Here is a 17,456-nt window from a genome sequence, read left to right as displayed (position 1 = left end):
GTCCTAGCCCGCCCGTTTCTTGGGCCGCAGCAGCGGCCAGACGGCGGTGCGGGGCTCGTTCTCGACGTCGTAAGCGATGAAGTTGAGCACCATCTGCACGCCGATCAGGATCGGCAGGGCCGCGAACATCACCTGGCCCGAAGTGGCCGGGCGGGAGTCGGAAACCGCGTCGATCCAGCGCTCGACTCCGAACACCAGGCCAAAGACGGTCAGCGGCACGCCGATCAGCAGATAGAGCGAGGCCACCGAGAAGTTGCGCAGCAGGTAGGTGTAGAACAGTCGCTTCAGGAAATTGGAGACGTTCGAGAAGAAGAACGGAATGACGATCTTGCCGACGTCCATCTGGCTGACCTCGTCGCCATAGATGGCCGCCATCGGCACGTCCGCGACTCGGGCCCGCAGTGTGCCCAGCCGGAACAGCAGGTCGGATTCAAAGAAGTAGCGCTTGGACACCTTGTCCAGCCGCACCCGCTCGATCATCCGCGCATGCACGGCCGTATACCCGTTGGTCGGATCGAAGACGCTCCAGTAGCCGGTTGACAGCTTGGTCAGGAACGACAGGCCCGCATTGCCGAACAGGCGCAGGGCCGGCATGCCCTGCAGATCCTCGATATTGAAAAAGCGGTTGCCCTTGGCGTAGTCGGCGTCGCCGCGCACGATGGGATCGACCAGGACGGAAATCTCGGACGGGTCCATCTGGCCGTCGCTGTCGATCTTCACGAAGATATCGGCGCCCAGCACCAGGGCATGAGCATAGCCGGTGCAGACCGCCCCTCCGACTCCCTGATTGATCTCGTGGCGCAGCACGATCACCCGCGGATCGTTGGCGTTGGACTCGATGTGATCGCCCACCCTGTCCGGACAGGCGTCATCGACGCAGATGATCACGTCGACTTCCGGCCCAATGGCCGCGATCACCCCGAGCACATGGGCGCCGGAACGGTAGCACGGCAGGATCGCCGCGACCCGGGCGGCGGGCCGCTCGGTGGGAATCAGCGCGGCAGTCGGGGGCTTGGCCGTCATTGCTGCGGCGGTCGAAGCGTCGCCGAGGCCGGCAAGGCGACCACCGCGATCTGGTGAATGACGAACTGGCCGCCCGGTTGATCGTCGAGATCCAGGCGCAGGCCGTTGATCGTCGAAGCCGTCCAGTCGCCGCCGCCTTTGCGCAGCTTGGCCATGTCATAGACCATGATGGTGGTCTCGCCGGCCACAGGGTCGGCGCCGCGCAGCGGCTTGCCGAAGAAGCCCGACGTCTCGCCGTGGGCCGGGGTCGTGAAGAACAGCGCGCCGTCCCACTTGCTCGCCTCCTTCTCGCGGGTCAACCGCACCACAACGCCATTGTAGCGCTCGCCCTCGATCGCGAGATTCTGAGGCGACCGGACGATCGTATCGATCGCCTGCTCGACGACTCGCAGGCCGCCGCCCCGGGCGGGCTCGACCTGGGCCGACGCGGCCGAGAACCCCTCCGTCGATCCGTCAAAACGCCACAGATGAGCGGTCTTGAGCACCGTGCCGTCCACCGTGAAGCGGCCGCTCGACTCGTCCCACTTCACCGGTTCGGCCGGGCGCACGGGAGCCGGTCGCGCTGGCTCGATGGCAGGCGTGGCGGCGACAGGGTCAGCCGGCGCGCCCTTGGGCTTGTCGCAGGCCGTGACGATCAGGCAGGCCGCAGCCGCAAGAAGCAGGTTCGAACGAACGGTCACGCAGGGTCACTCCGCAGGTCGCCCTCTGCGCCGGCGCGGCGCAGCGAGGGGTCGAGAACGAGGTAGAACAGGCCGGTCATGGCCGCCAGATCCAGGAAGTAGAGATAGCGATAGTCGCACGCGAGCGAGATCACGAAGAAGCTCGCCGTGAAAGCCAGGCCGCCGAACATAAGCCCGGCGATCGCGAGGTCAGGTCCGTCCCGGCGCCAAAGGAGAAAGCCTGCGACCAGCAGCGCGATCACGGCGTAGGCCACATGCGAGAAGACCGGGGTGCCGTAGAAATAGGTGGCATAGTTGTGCAGCGACCAGTCGGCGGGATCGACGGCGTTGGTCAGCTTCAAACCGGCGACCAGGGGCTCGGGTCCGCTGACCCCGACAAAGTCGGGCAGACAAACCTCCAGCTTGGGCGTCAGGAACAGCCAGCGGAACACATCCCACCGCTCCGCGACATAGGCGCCCGTATGCCTGGTGATCAACTCCCGCCACTCGGCGCGAATGGCGGCCTTGGGCGTCGCCCAAAGGGCCTTGCCCAAGGCGGGGTCGGTGTCGAAGAAGTCCACGCGCTGGGGGGAATAAGCCGCCACGCCCTTGCGAATGGCGGCGGCGCCGGCGGGATTGGCGGCCTCGATATGGGTCAAGGGATAGCTGGGGTCCCGCGCCACCGCGCCCACGATGTCGTAGTGTTGCAGGATGCGCATGCCGACATCCTGGGTCTTGCCCGGGCCGATGCTTTTGGGTTGCGCGATCGCGCCCAGCACCAGCATGGCGATGATGGTGGCGACCAGGCCGCCAAAACCCCAGGCCAGGGCCTGACGCCAGCCGTCACGGAAGCGGATCGCGCCCAGGCTCAGCGCCGCGAGAAATACCACGACCAGCCCGTTCTGGCGAACCAGCGCCGCTATCGCCAGGGCCAGCAGGGCTCCGCCGAGCGCCAGCCAGCGCGGCCCGGGGCGATCCCAGGCGGCGGGCAGTCTCGCCAGACAAACAAAGCCGGCGATGGTCAGGTTGGCGAACAGGACGTCCTTCCAGACGATGGCCTGATAGATCAGCACAATCGGGGAGAAGACCAGCAGCACCGTAAGGGGAACCGCCCACCATGAGACCTGGGGGCGGGTGGCGCGCAGCGCCGAAAGGCTGAAGAACAGAAGGGCCGCGCTGGCGATCACATAGAGGCCCGTTCCGGGTACGACCTCGTCGAAGACGCCCAGCAGCCAGGCGAACATCGCCGGGCCCCAGGTGGTGCGCACGCCCGAGCGACCCTCGGCCAGTTGCGCCAGGGAGTCGTAAGACAGATGGCCCGGCAGATTCGCGCCCAGCATGAACAGCAGGCCGGCGATCAGGACGCCGCGCACGACCTGCGAAGCGTTCAGATTGAAACCCAGTCTTGTCATCGGATGCCCGCCCTTCATCGTTCCGGCTTTTAAGGTGCGTGAGCCTGCGTGCAAAGCGCGAAAAGCCGGTCAGCTTGGCAGGGTCGAAGTTTCGTGATCAGTACGCGCGATGAAGATCGACGGCATAGAGATCAAACCCTCGGGAACTGCTCCCGAGCAACTTGCCGCCTACAGTCAATTGCTGGGGCGAGTGTTCGGCCCCCTGCCGAAGTTCACGGTCTCGGCCCTGGAATGGCTTTATAGAGACAACCCCGAAGGCGCTGTCGTCGGCGCCGACGCCTGGTCCGGCGACACTCTGGCCGCCCACTATGTCACCATCCCCATGCGGGCGCGGGTCCAGGGCGAATCCGTGCGAGGCCTGCTGTCGCTCAACACCGCCACGGCGCCTGAATTCCAGGGCAAGGGCCTGTTCACGACCCTGGCCGACGCAACCTACGCCGCGGCGCGCGAGCAGAGTTTTCAGGGCGTCTTCGGTTTCGCCAACGCCAGCAGCACGCCAGGCTTTCTGCGCAAACTGGCCTTCCAGAAGGTTCGCAGCCTGGAGGCGGGCCTGCTTCTGCTGCCGCCGCGCCGCCTGGTCGACGCGCCGACCGGCTTCCAGGTCGACTGGACACCGGCCAGTCTGGCCTGGCGCCTGGCCAATCCGGCGGCGAAATATCGGGTGGCGCGGCAGGGTGACCTGCTGGGCGTCTGGGCCGAGACCGGCGTTCCGGGCCTGCGCTGCGCCGCCTTCCTGGCGGGACATCCGGAAGTGGCGGCCACGGGCGGTCGGCCCTGGATCCCGCCGCTGTTCATCGGTCTGGAGCCCCGACTATCCCTGCCGGCTCATGGCTTCGCGCCAATCCCCGCCCGCCTGCGCCCCTCGCCGCTGAACATGATCTGGCGGCGCCTGGATCCATTGCTCCCCGAGATGCTGGACCCCGAGACCACAGCGGTCAGCTTCCTCGATTTCGACCCCTACTGATGATGACCACCGTCTACGTTCTGGCGCATTTCGACGACGAGTACGCGGCGCTGCCGCTGCTGCTTCGCGACCGTCGCGAGGGCGCCCAGCCTTGGCTGCTCTATGTCGCCGACTACGACTCGCCCGAGCTTTCGGCGCGCCGGCTGGCCGAGACCCGCGCGTTTTTGGCCAGTCTTGGCCTGCCGCCGGATCGAGCCGTTCATGTCGGGGCCGGAACCGGGGCCATGGACGGTGCGGTGTTCGAGGCCTTGCCCGCCGCCCGTTCAGCCCTGGAGGCTGCGCTGTCCTCTCTGCCTCGCATCGACCGGTTCGTCGTCGCGGCCTGGGAGGGCGGTCACGCCGACCACGACGCCTGCGCCCTCGTGGCGGTCACGCTCCGCGACGCGCTGGACGCCGCGATCCCGATCGACCAGTTTTCGCTCTATAATGGCCGCAGACTGCCGGGCGGCCTGTTTCGCGCCTGCGCGCCGATCCCGGAAAACGGTCCGGTACAAAACCTGTCGCTGAGCGCCCGAGAATGGATCGCCTACGCCGCAGCAGTGCGGTTCTTTCCCTCCCAGGCCAAGACCTGGCTGGCCCTGTGGCCATCAATGTTCATGACCTTTCTGCTGCGCGGCGGCTTTGGCTATCAGGCGCTGGCGGCCGAACGCGTGCGCGAGCGCCCGCATGCGGGACCGCTGCTCTACGAGCGGATGTTCAAGACGCCCTATGCTGCGGTACGCGCGCAGCTGGACGCCTTCAGCGACGTCTGACGAGCAGGATCGCCCGGCGCAGCGGCGCGGTCAGTCGCCAGCTGGTGCTGGTCTGCATGGACCAGACCGCATGCCGTAGCCCGGCGATATCCGCGGCCTGTTCCTGGGCCAGGGCCTGGAGTTCGGCGGCGCGCTGGTCGGCCACTATGAACTCGCGCTCGAGCTGGTCGCGCGAACGCTGGAAGATCGCGGCCCTGGACTGTTCCGCCGCCGCGCGCTGGCGCCATATGGCGACATCGGCCTGCAGCGCCGCAATATCCTTGTCGGCCTGCCGTTGGACCGCCGCTGCGTGCTGGCGAACTTCATCGGTCGCGATCCGGGCGCCCTCGGCGGCCTGCCTGGACGCGTCGGCCTCTGCATGCATCTTGCCCAGCAAGACACCGGCGGCGTCGAGTTCGGCCTGAACGTCCGAAGTTAGCTGCGCCTGGGCCTGCAACTGGACAATATCACGCCGCATGTCGGCGCAAACCTCAAGCATGGCCGAGTCCAGTGCGAGGATCTCGGCGGCTACCGCATCCAGGATCTTGGCCGGCGGAGCTTTGCCCCTGGCGGCGGCCTCGAACCACTCGAACACGACCCGCGCACCTGACCAAACGTCGGGACGGGCTGAAAGATCCTCGCTCGAGGCCTCGTGATGGCGAAGGGAGCGGTTGAGGAAACCGTCGATATCGGCCGCCGCCTCGTCGGCGGAACGCGGAAGAGGCTGCTCCAGGGCGGACTCCACGGCCGCCAGCGCCGTACGCCAGTCATTGAGCATGGCGTCATAGTCGACGAACAACCGGTCAAAGCCGCGCGTGTCGCGTTCGACCGCCAGCATGTAGCTGGTCCACAGCAGCACCGACTTCTGGGTCGAAAACGCGTTGCGCTTGAAAAGCGACTGGGCGACGGCCAGCGGATTGCGGACCATGATCACATAGAGCGGCTCAATGCCGCTATCGGTCAGGGCCTCGCGCCAGAACGGGGCCAGAACCGAGGCGCGCGGATCCTTGATGACCAGCAGATCGGCGCCGCCATAGTTGGCCTTCACGAAGGCCTTGGCTTCACCCTGGAAGGTCGACTTCAGCGCGGCGGCATAATCGGCCGCACGCAGGGTGAACACGTCGTCCCAGCTGGAATCGAAAGCCGCCAGGATCCTGTCGTTCAGGGCGACCATCTCCCACGGCTCCCAGAAGCCGGCGGGATTGTCAGCAGCCGGCGCCATGACGCGCTCGGGCAGGGTGGCGCCGCTCAGGGACAGCAGACGCGCCATGGCGGAGGTGCCGCTGCGGTGCATGCCCGCCACCACAAGGGCGCGGCGGGCCGTCGTCGTCTTCGCGGTCTTGGCTGGTTTAGCCATGATGCCTCTTACCCCCGGCTATTGTCTTGGACGGCCGGCGCGATCAGGCCCTCGGCCTCAAGCCAGGCCTGATAGGTTCCCGGACCGCTCGCCAGCGGCTCGGTGAAGGCCGAGCGCAGATCGCCCCGGACGCGATAGAGTTCGCGGTGCGACTTGGCGACCTCGCGGCCATCCTCATAGCGACCGAACGCCCAGTAGCCGGCCGGCACGCGCGGATCGGTCGCTTCAGCGATCAGGCGCTTGTACCAGTTCCAGATCTCGTAGACTTCGTAGTTGTCCTTGGCGTAGCGGCGGGTCATCTGGTCGCCGACGGGGCCAAGCTTGGTGAAGTGCCAGAAGCGGATCGGCGAGCCGTTGGCCGTGATCCTGCCGTCGCGACCGATGGCGATTCTGCGGTGGGCGATGTTCCAGCTGGCGATGTTGTAGGCCGGATCGCGCAGGATCTTCACGTTCTCGAAGAACGACGGAACATGGTCGCACCAGCGCTGGTCGACGAACAGCCCGTTGGGAATGTCGTCATAGCAGAAGTTCAGCAGGCGATCGTTCCACCACTTGGCGAAACGCAGACCTTCGCCGCGACCGCGCACGGCCACGAAGCCCAGATTGTAGATGCCGGTCTTCAGGGCCGAGACCTCGTTGTCGAGGATGGCGCCGTGCGACTCTTCCGGATGCAGCAGGTGCGGCGTCAGGATGATGTCGCTGGTTTCCAGCATCTCGATCAGAGGGTCCAGCCGATCCAGCAGGGCCGTGTCCGGATCCAGATAGATGCAGACGTCCGCGCCCTTCTCCAGGGCCTGATGCATGAACGGGCCCTTCACCGCGGTGCAGACCTCGATCACGTCGTGCTTGAACAGCCAGGACTTGAACTCGGGGATGCCCAGGTCGTCGGCATAGACCAGGGTGTCGAACTCTTCCTGCGACGGATCCCAGTTCAGCGCCGCCGGGGGGCGATCGGTGATCAGGGCGACCAGCTCCCATTCGGGATGGCGCTGGCGCAGGGTCTTGAACAGCACCCGGGCCCGGTTGAGGTAGGAGAAGGTGAAGCTGGAATAGCAGACGACCTTCATCGGCCCGCGCCCTTTGCAAGCAGATCGGCGGTCATGCGGCTGAAGGTCATGTCGAAGCGCTGCGGCTTGCGCTTCGAGCGCGCCAGCGCCAGGGCGCCACCGTCGCGGAACAGATCGAACAGCTGATGCTCGTCGGCGACCACCAGGCCGCGCGAGGCGCCGTCGCCCGCCTCTACAAAGCGTGGCACATTGCCGGCGTCGGCCATGGTCAGCACCGCCGCCCCCGCCGCCACGGCCTCGTAGGCCGTGAAACAGAAGGTCTCCGGACACAGCGACCAGATCACCGCCACGTCCAGCTCCAGCGTCTCGACCGCCTCGGCCATGCTCCGCCCGCCGGGACCGCCGACCTTCTCGAAGGTCGCACTGCAGGCCTCGTCCCGGGTGAAGCCAAGATGCAGGAACTGATAGCGGGGATCGCTGCGGAACATCTCGGCCAGCCGCGCAAAGACTGGCCAGCCCTTGTGGTCGGCGGGCATGCCCAGGAAACCCACGCGCAGCGGCGCGGTCCTAGCCCGGGTCTTGGCCGGGCGCGTGGCCTTGCGGGGCTCAAGCACCGCATGTGGCAGAATCCGGGTGGCCTTGGCTGCCTTGGGATAGGTCTTGCGCCACAGGGTCATAGCCGCTTCTGACGGCGCCACCGCCGTCAGCTCGAAGGCGCGGAAGAAGTCGCCATGCTCGGCCAGATGAATATGCCGCCGCTCGCCATAGATGCAGATCCCGCAGGCCTGGCTGTCAGGGGGCGGGGCGCCGCAGAACACCACGTCGTTGCGCAACAGCGCGTAGTTGCTGCAGACGCTGGCGAAGTCATGAATCCAGAAGAAACCCTTGCGCAGGCCGGCGGCCTTCAGGATCGCGGTCACGGCCGGAATGGAGTGGCCCAGGAAGCTGTGCACAGCGAAGGTCGCCTTGCTGACCCGCCCTGTCAGGGCCTGGGCGACAGCTGCGGCCGCAAACAGGCCCACGCGCTCGCCATTGATCAGTACTCCAACCATCGGCTGGTCGGTCTCGACGTCAATCACCGGAGAATGGGCCGCCGGATAGATATGCAGCCGCGGTCGCCCGGCCTCCGCGATCGCGTCGGCCTCGCGGGCCAGGCACAGCTGAACGCCGCCCAGGCTGGCGGTGTAGTCATCATGACTGATCGAGATGTGGAGGCCGGCCAGCGAGCCGGCGGCGTGCAGCGCGGCCTCGAGTTCGGCGACCGGCGCAGCCTGGATCTTGCGCGCGGCGGTGCGGGCCCACAGGACGCGCTCCTCCAGCGGCGGGCTGTTCTTGAGGATGTCGTACCGAAAGCCGTAGTCGTCCTTCAGGGGCCGGCCTTCCAGCCGCCCGGTGATCACATAGTGCTGGAAGGGATTGACGCCGGCCGACTTGATGTCCGGATTCACGGACAGATAGACATCCATGATGAACCAGGGCGCGGGATTGCGGCCCTCGCTCCAGCCCAGATCCATAAAGTGCTGGAAGGGGTCGACGCCCGCCTCGGCGACGTCGGGATAACGGTCCAGATAGAAGGCCGCATCGAAGGCCTCCCGAACAGGATTGGCCGCTTCAGTCTCGGTTGGCCCCGTCATCACGTTCCTTCCCGAGGCTTCGCCAAACTCGGAGCGCGCCGCCTCGGGCGCTTGTCAAAGATGTCAGCTTCTTTCGGTGTTTCGGCTGGCCAACGTCAATAGCTTTCATGTCGTCGAGCGACCGATCGGCCGCCGGCAAACCATTGCCGGCAAACTCTTCTGGTCCTATTCGAAGAGCCACAGCGACCCTCAGAGACAAGACATGCCGGGCAGATCCGCAGGGCCGATCGAGACCGAAAACCAGATCGATCTGCGCGCAACCCCGCGCCACCCGCCCCAGGTGGAAGGCGTCGGCAATCACATCGCGATCGGCGAAGGCGCAGACGTGGACTCCCGCATCGCGATCACCGGCGACAATAATCGCCTGATCATCGGCGAAAACAGCCGGATCGCCGGCTTCACGCCTGTGGGGGCCGGCGCGGCCCTGGCCGATCCCAAGCAGGCAGGCGCAGCGGCCCTGACGATTCAGGGCAGCGGCAACACGGTCGAGATCGATCCGGATTGCAGACTGGGCGCGACACTGACCGTGATCGGCGACAACAACCTTTTCCGCGTCGGCCACGGCTGCACGATCAACGGCTTCGTCAATCTGCTGAGCCCGACCGGCTCGACCCTGAGCGTCGGGGCCGGCACGACCATGGTCCAGGTTTCGATCCAGCTGCACGAGCCGGGCGAGATCACCTTTGGTGAGGACTGCATGGTCTCGTCACAGGTCTATGTTTCGCTCAGCGACATCCACCCGATCTATGATCGCGCCACCGGCGGGCGGATCAACGCCGCAGCCTCGATCAGTATCGGCGACCATGTCTGGCTGGGCCTGCGCAGCATGATCATGAAGGGCGCGAGCATCGGCGACGGCGCGGTGGTGGCCGCTGGCGCGATCCTGTCGGGGCCCGCTCCGGCCTACGCCGTCATGGCGGGCGTACCGGCGCGGCTGGTGCGCGAGAATATCGTCTGGCGACGCGAGCTCTCCGAAGGTCCGCCCGAGCCGGTGATCATGGCCCAACCGCCTCGTCGCGGCTGGTGGCCGTTTGGGCGCCGATAGGGCGGGCGCCCGTTTGACCCCCCCGCGCCAACATGTCAGTGACGAGCAACGTAACGGCCTTGAGTTGAATTACGCGCGATGGCTCCGACAAGCATTACGGCCCAACGTCTTCGCAAGCGGGTGCTTGAGGATCCCGAACTCAATTCGGTCGGCTCACTGAACACCATTCTGCGCCTCATGGCGCAATGGCGGGCCACGGTGATCGCACGAACCTATGTTGGCCATCACGGCCTGAAGGTCTTTTCCGGCCCGTTCGAGGGCATGGAGTACCTGACCTATGCCACCGAGGGCTGCCTGGTTCCCCGATTGATCGGCTGCTACGAGTCCGAGTTGCACGAGGACCTGAAATGGTTTGCCGAATCCGGCATCGACACCGTCGTCGATATCGGCTGCGCCGAGGGCTATTATGCCGTCGGCCTGGCGCGATTGATGCCAAACGCCATCGTCCACGCCTTCGACATCGAGGAAATAGCCCGCCGGGCGTGCGCCGATCTGGCCAAGCGCAATGGCGTTGAAGACCGGGTGATCGTTAGCGGCGAGTTCGTCGGCGCGATGTTCGAAGACTATGTGGACAAGAACACGCTGGTCATCATCGACGCCGAGGGCTTCGAGGATGAGATCATGCAGCCCGACCTGTATCCGGGCCTGAAGAAGCTCAACATCGTGATGGAAACCCACCCTGCCTTCGTGCCCGGTGTGGTCGAACGCATGCTTGAGCGATTTGGTCCGACCCACGAAATCGTCATTCGTAAGCAGGGGCCCAAGACCATGCCCCTGCCGCCCTGGCTGCAGACGCTGGGCCACCTTGACCAGCTCATCGCCGTCTGGGAGTTCCGGGCGACCATGACGCCCTGGCTGGTGATGAAACCGCGCGCCCAAGGCTAAGAGTTCAACGAATGTCTCGCCGTGGGGTTTATAAAGAATGAGAGTTGTAGTTACCGAAGCCCTTCGCGAACTGGCGCGTAAGCATCGTGTATTCAGTGCAACCGCAGACCGTCTCTGGCCGCTTGGAAGTACGCTGTTGGTGGGCCGCGATGCTGTAATCGAACCCTATTCGCACCTCCTGGGCGGACTCCTGGCCCCGAGTCGGTTTGGCGCGTTCACCTATTCACATTCGGCCTTCGACATTTTTACGCGTATCGGCCGCTACGGTTCGATCGCGTGGGGCGTCAAGCTCATGGGCTCTGCGCACCCACACCAATGGGCGGCGATGCATCCCTTTTCCCACAATCCGGGGCCGTTGCCGGGGCTAGCCGCTTACCTCGCAGACATCGGAGCTCCCGATCTGGAGCCGTTTGCGTTCAAGCAACGCTCCCCCGCCGTCGTAATCGGTCATGACGTTTGGATCGGAAACGAAGCCAGCCTCCGGCGCGAGATTACCATCGGCGACGGGGCCGTGATCGGCGCGCACGCCGTGGTCACCAAAGATGTGCCGCCCTACGCCATTGTCGTCGGATCGCCTGCGCGCGTAATCCGCTATCGCTTCGACGAGAAGCTGATCGAGGACCTTTTGAGCAGCCAGTGGTGGCGATACGGTCCGGATGTTCTGCAAGCGCTCGATGTGCGCGATCCGGCCGCGTTCCTGGACAGGCTGCGGGAACGCGAAGCGCGGGGCGATATCAAGCCGCTGGTCCTGGAACCTCTGACCGGCGAAGCCATCATCAAGGCCTGCTCGTAGCGGAACAGGCGCCCGATCGCTATCGCGCCATAACCTCGTCGATCAGCTTCAGCCAAGTCGGCACGCCGACCGTCGCCCGGTCGAACCGTTCCAGAGCGGTCGCACGCGCCGCTGCTCGGAGCGGCGCATAGGCCGCAGGATCCCGGCAGATCTCGACGAGGGTGTCGGCCAAGCCCCCAGGGTCGAAGAAGTCACGCAGCAGACCATTGACGCCCGGTGTGATCGCGTCGTGCAGCGGCGCGGTGTCGGATCCCACGATCAGGCATTCGCAGGCCATGGCCTCGACCAGCGACCAGGAGAGCACAAAGGGATAGGTGAAGTAGACGTGGGCCGCCGAGATCGACAGCGCCTTGACCATCTCGCCATGCTCCACGGCGCCGGTGAAATGAACCCGGCTCATGTCCAGCCGCCCACCCACCTCGGCCAGCATCTTGGCCTTCCAGGTCTGGCCGTTGGGCAGGGAGCCGCCGTACACATCGGCGCTGTCGCGACCGATCAGCAGCACCTCTGCGTCCGGGCAGCGTTCCAGGAATGACGGCAAGGCCCGCATGAAAGTGTGGAAGCCGCGCAGCCGCTCGAAATTGCGGTTTATGAAGGTGATGACCGGCTTGCCGCCGTCCAGCACCCGACCATCGGGCAATCGGAACGTCGCGTTCGGGATGCGGCGCGCGCGATCCAGATCGACACCTTCATGAATGACCCTGACCCGCTCCTGCAGGCCGCGGGGCAGCAGCGACGCCTGGAAGGGGGTCGGACAGACGATCATGTCGGCTTCGGAATAGGCTAGGGCCAGGCCCATGTTCTTGGCGTGGACGCGGAAATCCGAGATCGGCGTCGAGCGTTCGAACTCCGGGTCAAAGTTCACATCGGCGCCGTGCGAGCGATAGAAGAACTCGCCGAACAGCATCTGGCGGGCGTTCGGGAACACCTCGCGCAGTTGCAGGGTCTCGCCCCAGCCCGGATGGCCGATGATCAGGTCCGGCGTGAAGCCGTCCGCCTTCAGTTTAATGGCCGCCTCGGCGGCCGCCTGACCGCGCATCAGGTCGGCTTCCGCTCGGGTCGCGGCGTCGAATATGCCCGGCGTGGAGCCGCGGGCCAGGGTCCAGCGGCGCACATCGATTCCAGGCCGCCCCTTCACATTCGCGCCACCAATCGCCGCCACCTTGTGGCCGCGCTTCAGGACCGCGTCAGCGATATGCGGAAACTGCCCCGGGAAGTTCTGGTGCACGAAAAGAATTCGGCTGGCCGCCACGTCGCCCTCTTTGATCTGTCGCCCCCGTTCTTGGTCATGAGCGCGCGGGGCGTCAATGGCGGAAGGCCGCGCCGGGCATGCGAGCGCGCGCGACGCGCTGGACTATCGGCCCGCAAACCCCCTAAACCGCGCGTGAGCTGTGACGCCAACACAGCGCGGCCACCCTGTTTGAAAGGCGACATCCGTTGACGTCTCGTCTTGCGATCTATCATCCGGCCGGCCGGATCGGCCTTGGCGAGAACGTCTTTGGCAAGGACGTCGCCAATCTCGAACTGTTCCGGGCGATGGTCCAGCACGGCGGCCACGAGCAGGTCGATTTCCTGACCCACGCCGCAGTGCAGCCTCAGGATCTGCTGAGGAGCCTGGTCGGTGACCAGCCCTGCTCGACGACCCGGATTACCACTTCAAGCATCCTGGCCCAGGGGGTCGCGGCGGCCGCGGGAACCCTGCTGCGGGGCGGACCCCGGCTTGAGGAACTGGCCTGGCAGAGGCGGCGCACCGTCGGGGATCGCGCCTTTAGCCTGATGGGCCTGATCCACACCATCGCCCCGCCGACGATGCGCCAGGACATCGCCATGGCTTCGGTCGCGCCAACCCAGCCCTGGGACGCCCTGATCTGCACATCGCCTTCGGTGCAGCAGGCCATGGAGACGATGTTCGATGAGTGGTGCGAATTCCTGAGCGAGCGCTTTGGCGACGCCAAGCGTATCATGCGACCCCAGCTGCCGCTGATCCCGCTCGGCGTTGACGGCCCGGCCCTTCGGGCCGCGGCTGATCGACCCGAAGTCCGCTCGACCACCCGCGCGGAGCTGGGCATCGGCGAGGAAGACGTTCTGGTCCTGTGGGTGGGTCGCCTGTCATTCTTTGAAAAGGCCTTCCCCCAGCCGATGATCCGGGCGGTCGAAGAGTCCGCCAGGGCCACCGGCAAGCGCGTGCATTTCGCCATGGTGGGATGGTTTCCGAACGGCGCAGACGGCGAGCGGATGTATCGACAGGCGGCCGCGGCCCACGCCCCGTCGGTCGGGTTCCACATCATCGATGGCAACGACCGACAGCGCCTTGGCGCCCTGTGGGCGGCCTCCGACATCTTCCTGTCGCTGGTCGACAATATCCAGGAGACCTTCGGCATCACGCCGCTGGAAGCCATGGCCTCGGGCCTGCCCGTCGTGATCAGCGATTGGGACGGTTATCGCTACACCGTACGCGACGGCCAGGAGGGTTTTCTTGTCCCCACCCTCGGCGGCCCCGAAAACGCCCTGCCCGACGAGATGATCGCGGGCCACGACTTCGGGCTCAAATCCTACCAGCAGTATGTCGGCGTCATTGCCCAGCACACCGCCGTCCATGTCGGCCGGGCCGCCCAGGCGCTGTCCGACCTCATCCGCTCCCCCGATCTGCGCCGCAGGATGGGTGAGGCGGGAAGACAGCGCATCCGCGATATGTTCGACTGGCCGGTCGTCGCCCGACAGTACTCGGCCCTGGCCGAGGAACTCTCCGCGGTGCGGGTCGCCGCCGAAGACACGCGCGCCCATTCGACGCGCAATCCGGTCAAGGGCGACCCCTTCCGCAATTTCGCGGGCTTCGCAACCCAGGTGCTATCCCTCAAGAGCCGCCTGGCCCTGCGCGCCGGCGTCGGGTTGGCCGATCTGCAGCGCGTCCAGACCATCGAGCTGGACATGTTCGCAGCCAACTGGCGCGGAACCCATGAGGAGTGCCAGACGGTCTTTGCTCATCTGGCCGAGGGTCACGCCGCCACCACCGAGGATCTGTTGCTGCTGTTCCCCGCGCCGCGCCGCCGCGCGGTGCAGCTCAGCCTGTTGTGGATGGCCAAATGCGGCTTTCTGGATTGGCTCTGAGCCGGCCCGGCCTTGAAACCTCAGGCGACAACCTCCACCTCAGACGGGTATCGCCGCCCCGTGGCTGACGTCAGGACGGGACCGGCGGACGAAGTCGCTTAAGCGAAGGACTTCGCGATGACCCGGACCATCCTGTTCGACAGCCCCTTTCTGCTGGGCTTCGAACACACCCGAGACCTGATCGAACGCGCCGCCAAGGCCGCTTCGGAAAGCTATCCGCCCTACAATGTCGAGCAAGACGACGAGGGCGGGGTGCGGATCACTCTGGCCGTGGCGGGATTCTCGCCCGAACAGCTGCACGTGACGGTCGAGGGCGGCCAGCTGATCGTCGCCGGCAAGCGCGAAGCCGAGGCCAGATCCGAGACCGACCGGGCTTTCCTGCATCGCGGCATAGCGGCGCGGGGCTTTGTCCGCACCTTCGTGCTGGCCGAGGGCATCGAGGTCACGGCGGCGACCCTGGAGCATGGTCTGCTGCACATCGATCTGGCCCGACCGCGTCCTGAGCGACTAGTCAGGCGCATCCCGATCCGCTCCGTCGCCTGAGCCCGTCGCCTCGATTCACACGTTCAGTCTTGTCCCGCTCCGAAATGCCCGCTGAACCGGGCCAGACCCGGCGCGTTCCCTATTCAAGGAGGTGGTCAACATGACACCTGTCACCCACAATCCGGTCCTCACGACGGAAGCCTTCGCGGCGCTTGGCGCCCCGGATCTGGTCTATGTCCGCCCGATCAAGGCGGCGGAAATCCTGGCTGACGCGCCCGCCGGCTCGACCGACGATTTCGATCTACTTCCCGACCAGACCCTCTATGCGGTCTGCCGCGCCGATGGCGCTCGGCTGGCAGTGATGGTCGACCGCGACACAGCGATCGCCGCCGCCCTCGCGCATGAACTGGCGCCGGTTTCGGTGCACTGATCCAGGGCGCGGCGGCCCCCCAGCCGTCGCGCTCGCTTCCAGAAAATCAGGCGGCCGTGCTGGTCGGTTCGTGGGCCAGCAGCACGTGAACGGCATCGGCCGAGCGGGCTTGACGCAAATGCTCGCGCAGCTCCGGCTGCCGCATCATCCGCGATACGCGGGCCAAGGCCCGCAGGTGCTGGGCGCTGGCGTCAGACGGCGCGAACAGGGCAAGCAGAAGATCGACGGGCTTGTCATCGACCGCGTCGAACGCCACCGGCGTCTCCAGACGGACAAACACCGCGCGCACCCGGTCCAGGCCGTCAATGCGGGCATGGGGAATGGCCACCCCCTGGCCCACGCCGGTCGAGCCTGCGGCCTCGCGCTCGATCAGGCCTTCGAGCACGGTGTTGGAATTGACGCCAAGCACCCGCGCAGCCACGTCGGCGATCACGCCGAGCACCTGCCGCTTGCCTGGAGCACTGACGCGCAGCGCCACTGCTCCAGGATCCAAGAGATCACCGATAGTCATGGACTTAAACGCTCGCTCACTGTCGGCCGCCGCAACACAATCGCTGGGAGCCCTCCGGAACGTTCAGGATCATGACACGACCCCGTTAGTTCGCGGTTGACCCATTCCCGTTCAGCGACTTTGTGCGTTCGGGGTCGATCCAGCCGATATTTCCGTCTGGCCGCCGGTACACCACGGACAATCCGTCGTGGGCGGCGTTCCTAAACACGATTGCCTGGGACTCGGTCAAGTCCAGTTCCATGACAGCCATGGAAACGGTCATTACCTTCAGCGAGGACTGGGTCTCGGCGATGATCATCGCCGAGGGGGCGCCGGCTGGATGGTCGGCGTCGTCGCCCCAGTCGTCGTTCTCGTGCTCGTCGATATCGGGAGCCCGCAGAACGTACATCGCGGCGTTCTCGGCTTGTTTGGCTGAGGCCGCGATGGAGTGACTCTTGAGTCTTCGCTTGTAGCGCCTGATCCTCGTCTCGATCTTGGCCAGGGCGGCGTCAAACGCCGCATGGGCGTCACCGCCCGCTCCATGGCTAAGAAGTTGCTGGCCCGAAGCCAGCTTTACCGAACAGTCGGCCCGGAAGGCATGGCCCTCCTTGCTGATGACCACGTCGGCATTACCGCCGCGGTCAAAATACTTGCCGATGCTCAGGGTGATTTCGTCGGAGACTCGCGCTCGCAGAGCCTCGCCAACGTCGACATGCTTGCCGGAGATTTGGACTTGCATGCCCTAACAACGCGCCTGTCCAGAGGCGGTGTCAAGCGGCCGTAACGGGTTCAGAAAAAGCTCGAAACAAGACTGATAATCTTGTGGACGGCGGCGGTCACAACCCCCGCGCTGACGAACAGCAGCCCCAGGCTGACCAGGGCCATCAGATAGCCCAGCAGGGCCAGAAAACCATCGCGCTGCAGCAGGGCCAGCGACAGAATCGCCACCGTTGCGCCAGGCGCGAGATTGCCCAGCGGGATCGGCAGGATGAGGACAAGCGCCAGCAGGGTGCAGACCACGCCGATCATCCGCTCGCCCAGCGGCGAGAACAGCCAGGAAAGGCGGGGCCTGGTGATCAGCTCCATGCGCTTGACCAAGGGGGTGAGCCTGCGGAACAGACCGCGCAGATCGTCGCGCTTGACCGGCCGGTCGATCATCCGGCGCGGCAGCCACGGCGCGTCAGCGCCCAGCGCGATCTGGGGGGCCAGCAGCAGAATCGGCAGGCTGAGGATCGTCGAGGAGCCCGGCGGCAGCGGCAGGGTGTTCAAAGCTCCGAACACGAACAGCATCGCCCCAAAGGCGCGGCTATCGAAAGCCTCCAGCATCTGGCCGACGGTCAGGATCGGACGGACGTCCTCGCCAAACCCTTCGATCACGTCCGCTAGGCTATCGGTCGACATGCGTGCTCCTGCTCATGGAGCTTATAACGCAGGA

The 17,456-nt window shown here is 65.8% G+C and carries 18 protein-coding genes; 8 read left to right on the top strand and 10 right to left on the bottom strand.

What is annotated here, in order from left to right:
• Window positions 1-3: 3 nt before the first annotated feature.
• From ACW176_RS06260 to ACW176_RS06250, 3 genes are read right to left on the bottom strand one after another with little or no spacing between them, the layout of a single operon-like run.
• Window positions 4-1,023 (bottom strand): glycosyltransferase family 2 protein, encoded by a 1,020-nt coding sequence (locus tag ACW176_RS06260; RefSeq protein WP_492111295.1) that lies wholly within the window; start codon window positions 1,021-1,023, stop codon window positions 4-6.
• On the bottom strand, window positions 1,020-1,703 hold the full coding sequence (locus tag ACW176_RS06255) for a hypothetical protein (RefSeq protein WP_492111294.1): 684 nt from the start codon (window positions 1,701-1,703) through the stop codon (window positions 1,020-1,022). The genes ACW176_RS06260 and ACW176_RS06255 overlap by 4 nt, the downstream gene beginning before the upstream one ends.
• Window positions 1,700-3,094 carry a hypothetical protein gene (locus ACW176_RS06250; protein WP_492111293.1) on the bottom strand — a complete coding sequence of 465 codons (1,395 nt, stop codon included), beginning with the start codon at window positions 3,092-3,094 and terminating at the stop codon, window positions 1,700-1,702. The genes ACW176_RS06255 and ACW176_RS06250 overlap by 4 nt, the downstream gene beginning before the upstream one ends.
• A 109-nt stretch (window positions 3,095-3,203) precedes the next feature.
• Between ACW176_RS06250 and ACW176_RS06245 the strand changes: the two genes are divergently transcribed.
• Entirely contained in the window at window positions 3,204-4,058 is an 855-nt protein-coding gene (locus tag ACW176_RS06245) for a GNAT family N-acetyltransferase (protein WP_492111292.1), read from the top strand.
• Entirely contained in the window at window positions 4,058-4,810 is a 753-nt protein-coding gene (locus tag ACW176_RS06240; protein WP_492111291.1) for a PIG-L deacetylase family protein, read from the top strand. Before ACW176_RS06245 ends, ACW176_RS06240 begins: the two co-directional genes overlap by 1 nt.
• Here ACW176_RS06240 and ACW176_RS06235 read toward each other — a convergent pair.
• Genes ACW176_RS06235 through ACW176_RS06225 form a run of 3 tightly spaced genes read right to left on the bottom strand, consistent with a single transcriptional unit; the run spans window position 4,797 to window position 8,787 of the window.
• Window positions 4,797-6,146 carry a sulfotransferase family protein gene (locus ACW176_RS06235; RefSeq protein ID WP_492111290.1) on the bottom strand — a complete coding sequence of 450 codons (1,350 nt, stop codon included), beginning with the start codon at window positions 6,144-6,146 and terminating at the stop codon, window positions 4,797-4,799. The two genes, ACW176_RS06240 and ACW176_RS06235, sit on opposite strands and share 14 nt — an antisense overlap.
• Window positions 6,147-6,154: 8 nt before the next feature.
• Window positions 6,155-7,213: a hypothetical protein gene (locus ACW176_RS06230; protein WP_419319457.1), complete on the bottom strand. Its 1,059-nt coding sequence runs from the start codon at window positions 7,211-7,213 to the stop codon at window positions 6,155-6,157.
• On the bottom strand, window positions 7,210-8,787 hold the full coding sequence (locus ACW176_RS06225) for a hypothetical protein (protein ID WP_492111289.1): 1,578 nt from the start codon (window positions 8,785-8,787) through the stop codon (window positions 7,210-7,212). Before ACW176_RS06225 ends, ACW176_RS06230 begins: the two co-directional genes overlap by 4 nt.
• Before the next feature lie 202 nt (window positions 8,788-8,989).
• On the opposite strand from ACW176_RS06225, the gene ACW176_RS06220 reads away from it, so the two are divergent.
• From ACW176_RS06220 to ACW176_RS06210, 3 genes are all read left to right on the top strand, one after another.
• The gene (locus ACW176_RS06220; protein ID WP_492111288.1) at window positions 8,990-9,832 is read left to right on the top strand and encodes an acyltransferase; all 843 of its coding nucleotides are present in this window, start codon (window positions 8,990-8,992) and stop codon (window positions 9,830-9,832) included.
• 78 nt (window positions 9,833-9,910) lie between these two features.
• The gene (locus tag ACW176_RS06215; protein ID WP_492111287.1) at window positions 9,911-10,717 is read left to right on the top strand and encodes a hypothetical protein; all 807 of its coding nucleotides are present in this window, start codon (window positions 9,911-9,913) and stop codon (window positions 10,715-10,717) included.
• A 139-nt stretch (window positions 10,718-10,856) separates the two neighbouring features.
• Window positions 10,857-11,510 carry a CatB-related O-acetyltransferase gene (locus ACW176_RS06210; protein ID WP_492111886.1) on the top strand — a complete coding sequence of 218 codons (654 nt, stop codon included), beginning with the start codon at window positions 10,857-10,859 and terminating at the stop codon, window positions 11,508-11,510.
• 19 nt (window positions 11,511-11,529) lie between these two features.
• Here the strand turns inward: ACW176_RS06210 and ACW176_RS06205 are convergent, their stop codons facing one another.
• Entirely contained in the window at window positions 11,530-12,762 is a 1,233-nt protein-coding gene (locus ACW176_RS06205) for a glycosyltransferase (protein ID WP_492111286.1), read from the bottom strand.
• A 185-nt stretch (window positions 12,763-12,947) separates the two neighbouring features.
• On the opposite strand from ACW176_RS06205, the gene ACW176_RS06200 reads away from it, so the two are divergent.
• The 3 genes from ACW176_RS06200 to ACW176_RS06190 all read left to right on the top strand — a co-directional run bounded on the left by ACW176_RS06200 (window position 12,948) and on the right by ACW176_RS06190 (window position 15,531).
• Window positions 12,948-14,618: a glycosyltransferase family 4 protein gene (locus tag ACW176_RS06200; RefSeq protein WP_492111285.1), complete on the top strand. Its 1,671-nt coding sequence runs from the start codon at window positions 12,948-12,950 to the stop codon at window positions 14,616-14,618.
• 117 nt (window positions 14,619-14,735) lie between these two features.
• Complete coding sequence (locus tag ACW176_RS06195) at window positions 14,736-15,161, top strand: Hsp20 family protein (RefSeq protein ID WP_492111284.1); 426 nt, start codon at window positions 14,736-14,738, stop codon at window positions 15,159-15,161.
• Window positions 15,162-15,261: 100 nt separating this feature from the next.
• Window positions 15,262-15,531 carry a DUF1150 family protein gene (locus ACW176_RS06190; protein WP_492111283.1) on the top strand — a complete coding sequence of 90 codons (270 nt, stop codon included), beginning with the start codon at window positions 15,262-15,264 and terminating at the stop codon, window positions 15,529-15,531.
• Window positions 15,532-15,577: 46 nt separating this feature from the next.
• Here ACW176_RS06190 and ptsN read toward each other — a convergent pair whose 3' ends face one another.
• The 3 genes from ptsN to ACW176_RS06175 all read right to left on the bottom strand — a co-directional run bounded on the left by ptsN (window position 15,578) and on the right by ACW176_RS06175 (window position 17,422).
• Complete coding sequence (gene ptsN / locus ACW176_RS06185; protein ID WP_419319448.1) at window positions 15,578-16,042, bottom strand: PTS IIA-like nitrogen regulatory protein PtsN; 465 nt, start codon at window positions 16,040-16,042, stop codon at window positions 15,578-15,580.
• An 85-nt stretch (window positions 16,043-16,127) separates the two neighbouring features.
• The gene (hpf, locus tag ACW176_RS06180) at window positions 16,128-16,760 is read right to left on the bottom strand and encodes a ribosome hibernation-promoting factor, HPF/YfiA family (protein WP_419319447.1); all 633 of its coding nucleotides are present in this window, start codon (window positions 16,758-16,760) and stop codon (window positions 16,128-16,130) included.
• A gap of 50 nt (window positions 16,761-16,810) precedes the next feature.
• Entirely contained in the window at window positions 16,811-17,422 is a 612-nt protein-coding gene (locus ACW176_RS06175; RefSeq protein WP_419319446.1) for an exopolysaccharide biosynthesis protein, read from the bottom strand.
• Window positions 17,423-17,456: the final 34 nt, after the last annotated feature.

It is taken from the genome of Caulobacter sp. FV1ye13L (genome assembly GCF_058681155.1).
The sequence above is the reverse complement of the archived record's forward strand: the minus strand, read 5'-3'. Positions and strand labels throughout refer to the sequence as shown.

Bases quoted from the DNA above. Each gene is read 5' to 3' on its own strand.
- ACW176_RS06230 (WP_419319457.1), bottom strand. From the start codon at position 7,213: ATGAAGGTCGTCTGCTATTCCAGCTTCACCTTCTCCTACCTCAACCGG.
- ACW176_RS06175 (WP_419319446.1), bottom strand. From the start codon at position 17,422: ATGTCGACCGATAGCCTAGCGGACGTGATCGAAGGGTTTGGCGAGGAC.
- ACW176_RS06195 (WP_492111284.1), top strand. From the start codon at position 14,736: ATGACCCGGACCATCCTGTTCGACAGCCCCTTTCTGCTGGGCTTCGAA.
- ACW176_RS06235 (WP_492111290.1), bottom strand. From the start codon at position 6,146: ATGGCTAAACCAGCCAAGACCGCGAAGACGACGACGGCCCGCCGCGCC.
- hpf (WP_419319447.1), bottom strand. From the start codon at position 16,760: ATGCAAGTCCAAATCTCCGGCAAGCATGTCGACGTTGGCGAGGCTCTG.
- ptsN (WP_419319448.1), bottom strand. From the start codon at position 16,042: ATGACTATCGGTGATCTCTTGGATCCTGGAGCAGTGGCGCTGCGCGTC.
- ACW176_RS06190 (WP_492111283.1), top strand. From the start codon at position 15,262: ATGACACCTGTCACCCACAATCCGGTCCTCACGACGGAAGCCTTCGCG.
- ACW176_RS06215 (WP_492111287.1), top strand. From the start codon at position 9,911: ATGGCTCCGACAAGCATTACGGCCCAACGTCTTCGCAAGCGGGTGCTT.
- ACW176_RS06225 (WP_492111289.1), bottom strand. From the start codon at position 8,787: ATGACGGGGCCAACCGAGACTGAAGCGGCCAATCCTGTTCGGGAGGCC.
- ACW176_RS06240 (WP_492111291.1), top strand. From the start codon at position 4,058: ATGATGACCACCGTCTACGTTCTGGCGCATTTCGACGACGAGTACGCG.
- ACW176_RS06250 (WP_492111293.1), bottom strand. From the start codon at position 3,094: ATGACAAGACTGGGTTTCAATCTGAACGCTTCGCAGGTCGTGCGCGGC.
- ACW176_RS06220 (WP_492111288.1), top strand. From the start codon at position 8,990: ATGCCGGGCAGATCCGCAGGGCCGATCGAGACCGAAAACCAGATCGAT.
- ACW176_RS06245 (WP_492111292.1), top strand. From the start codon at position 3,204: ATGAAGATCGACGGCATAGAGATCAAACCCTCGGGAACTGCTCCCGAG.
- ACW176_RS06260 (WP_492111295.1), bottom strand. From the start codon at position 1,023: ATGACGGCCAAGCCCCCGACTGCCGCGCTGATTCCCACCGAGCGGCCC.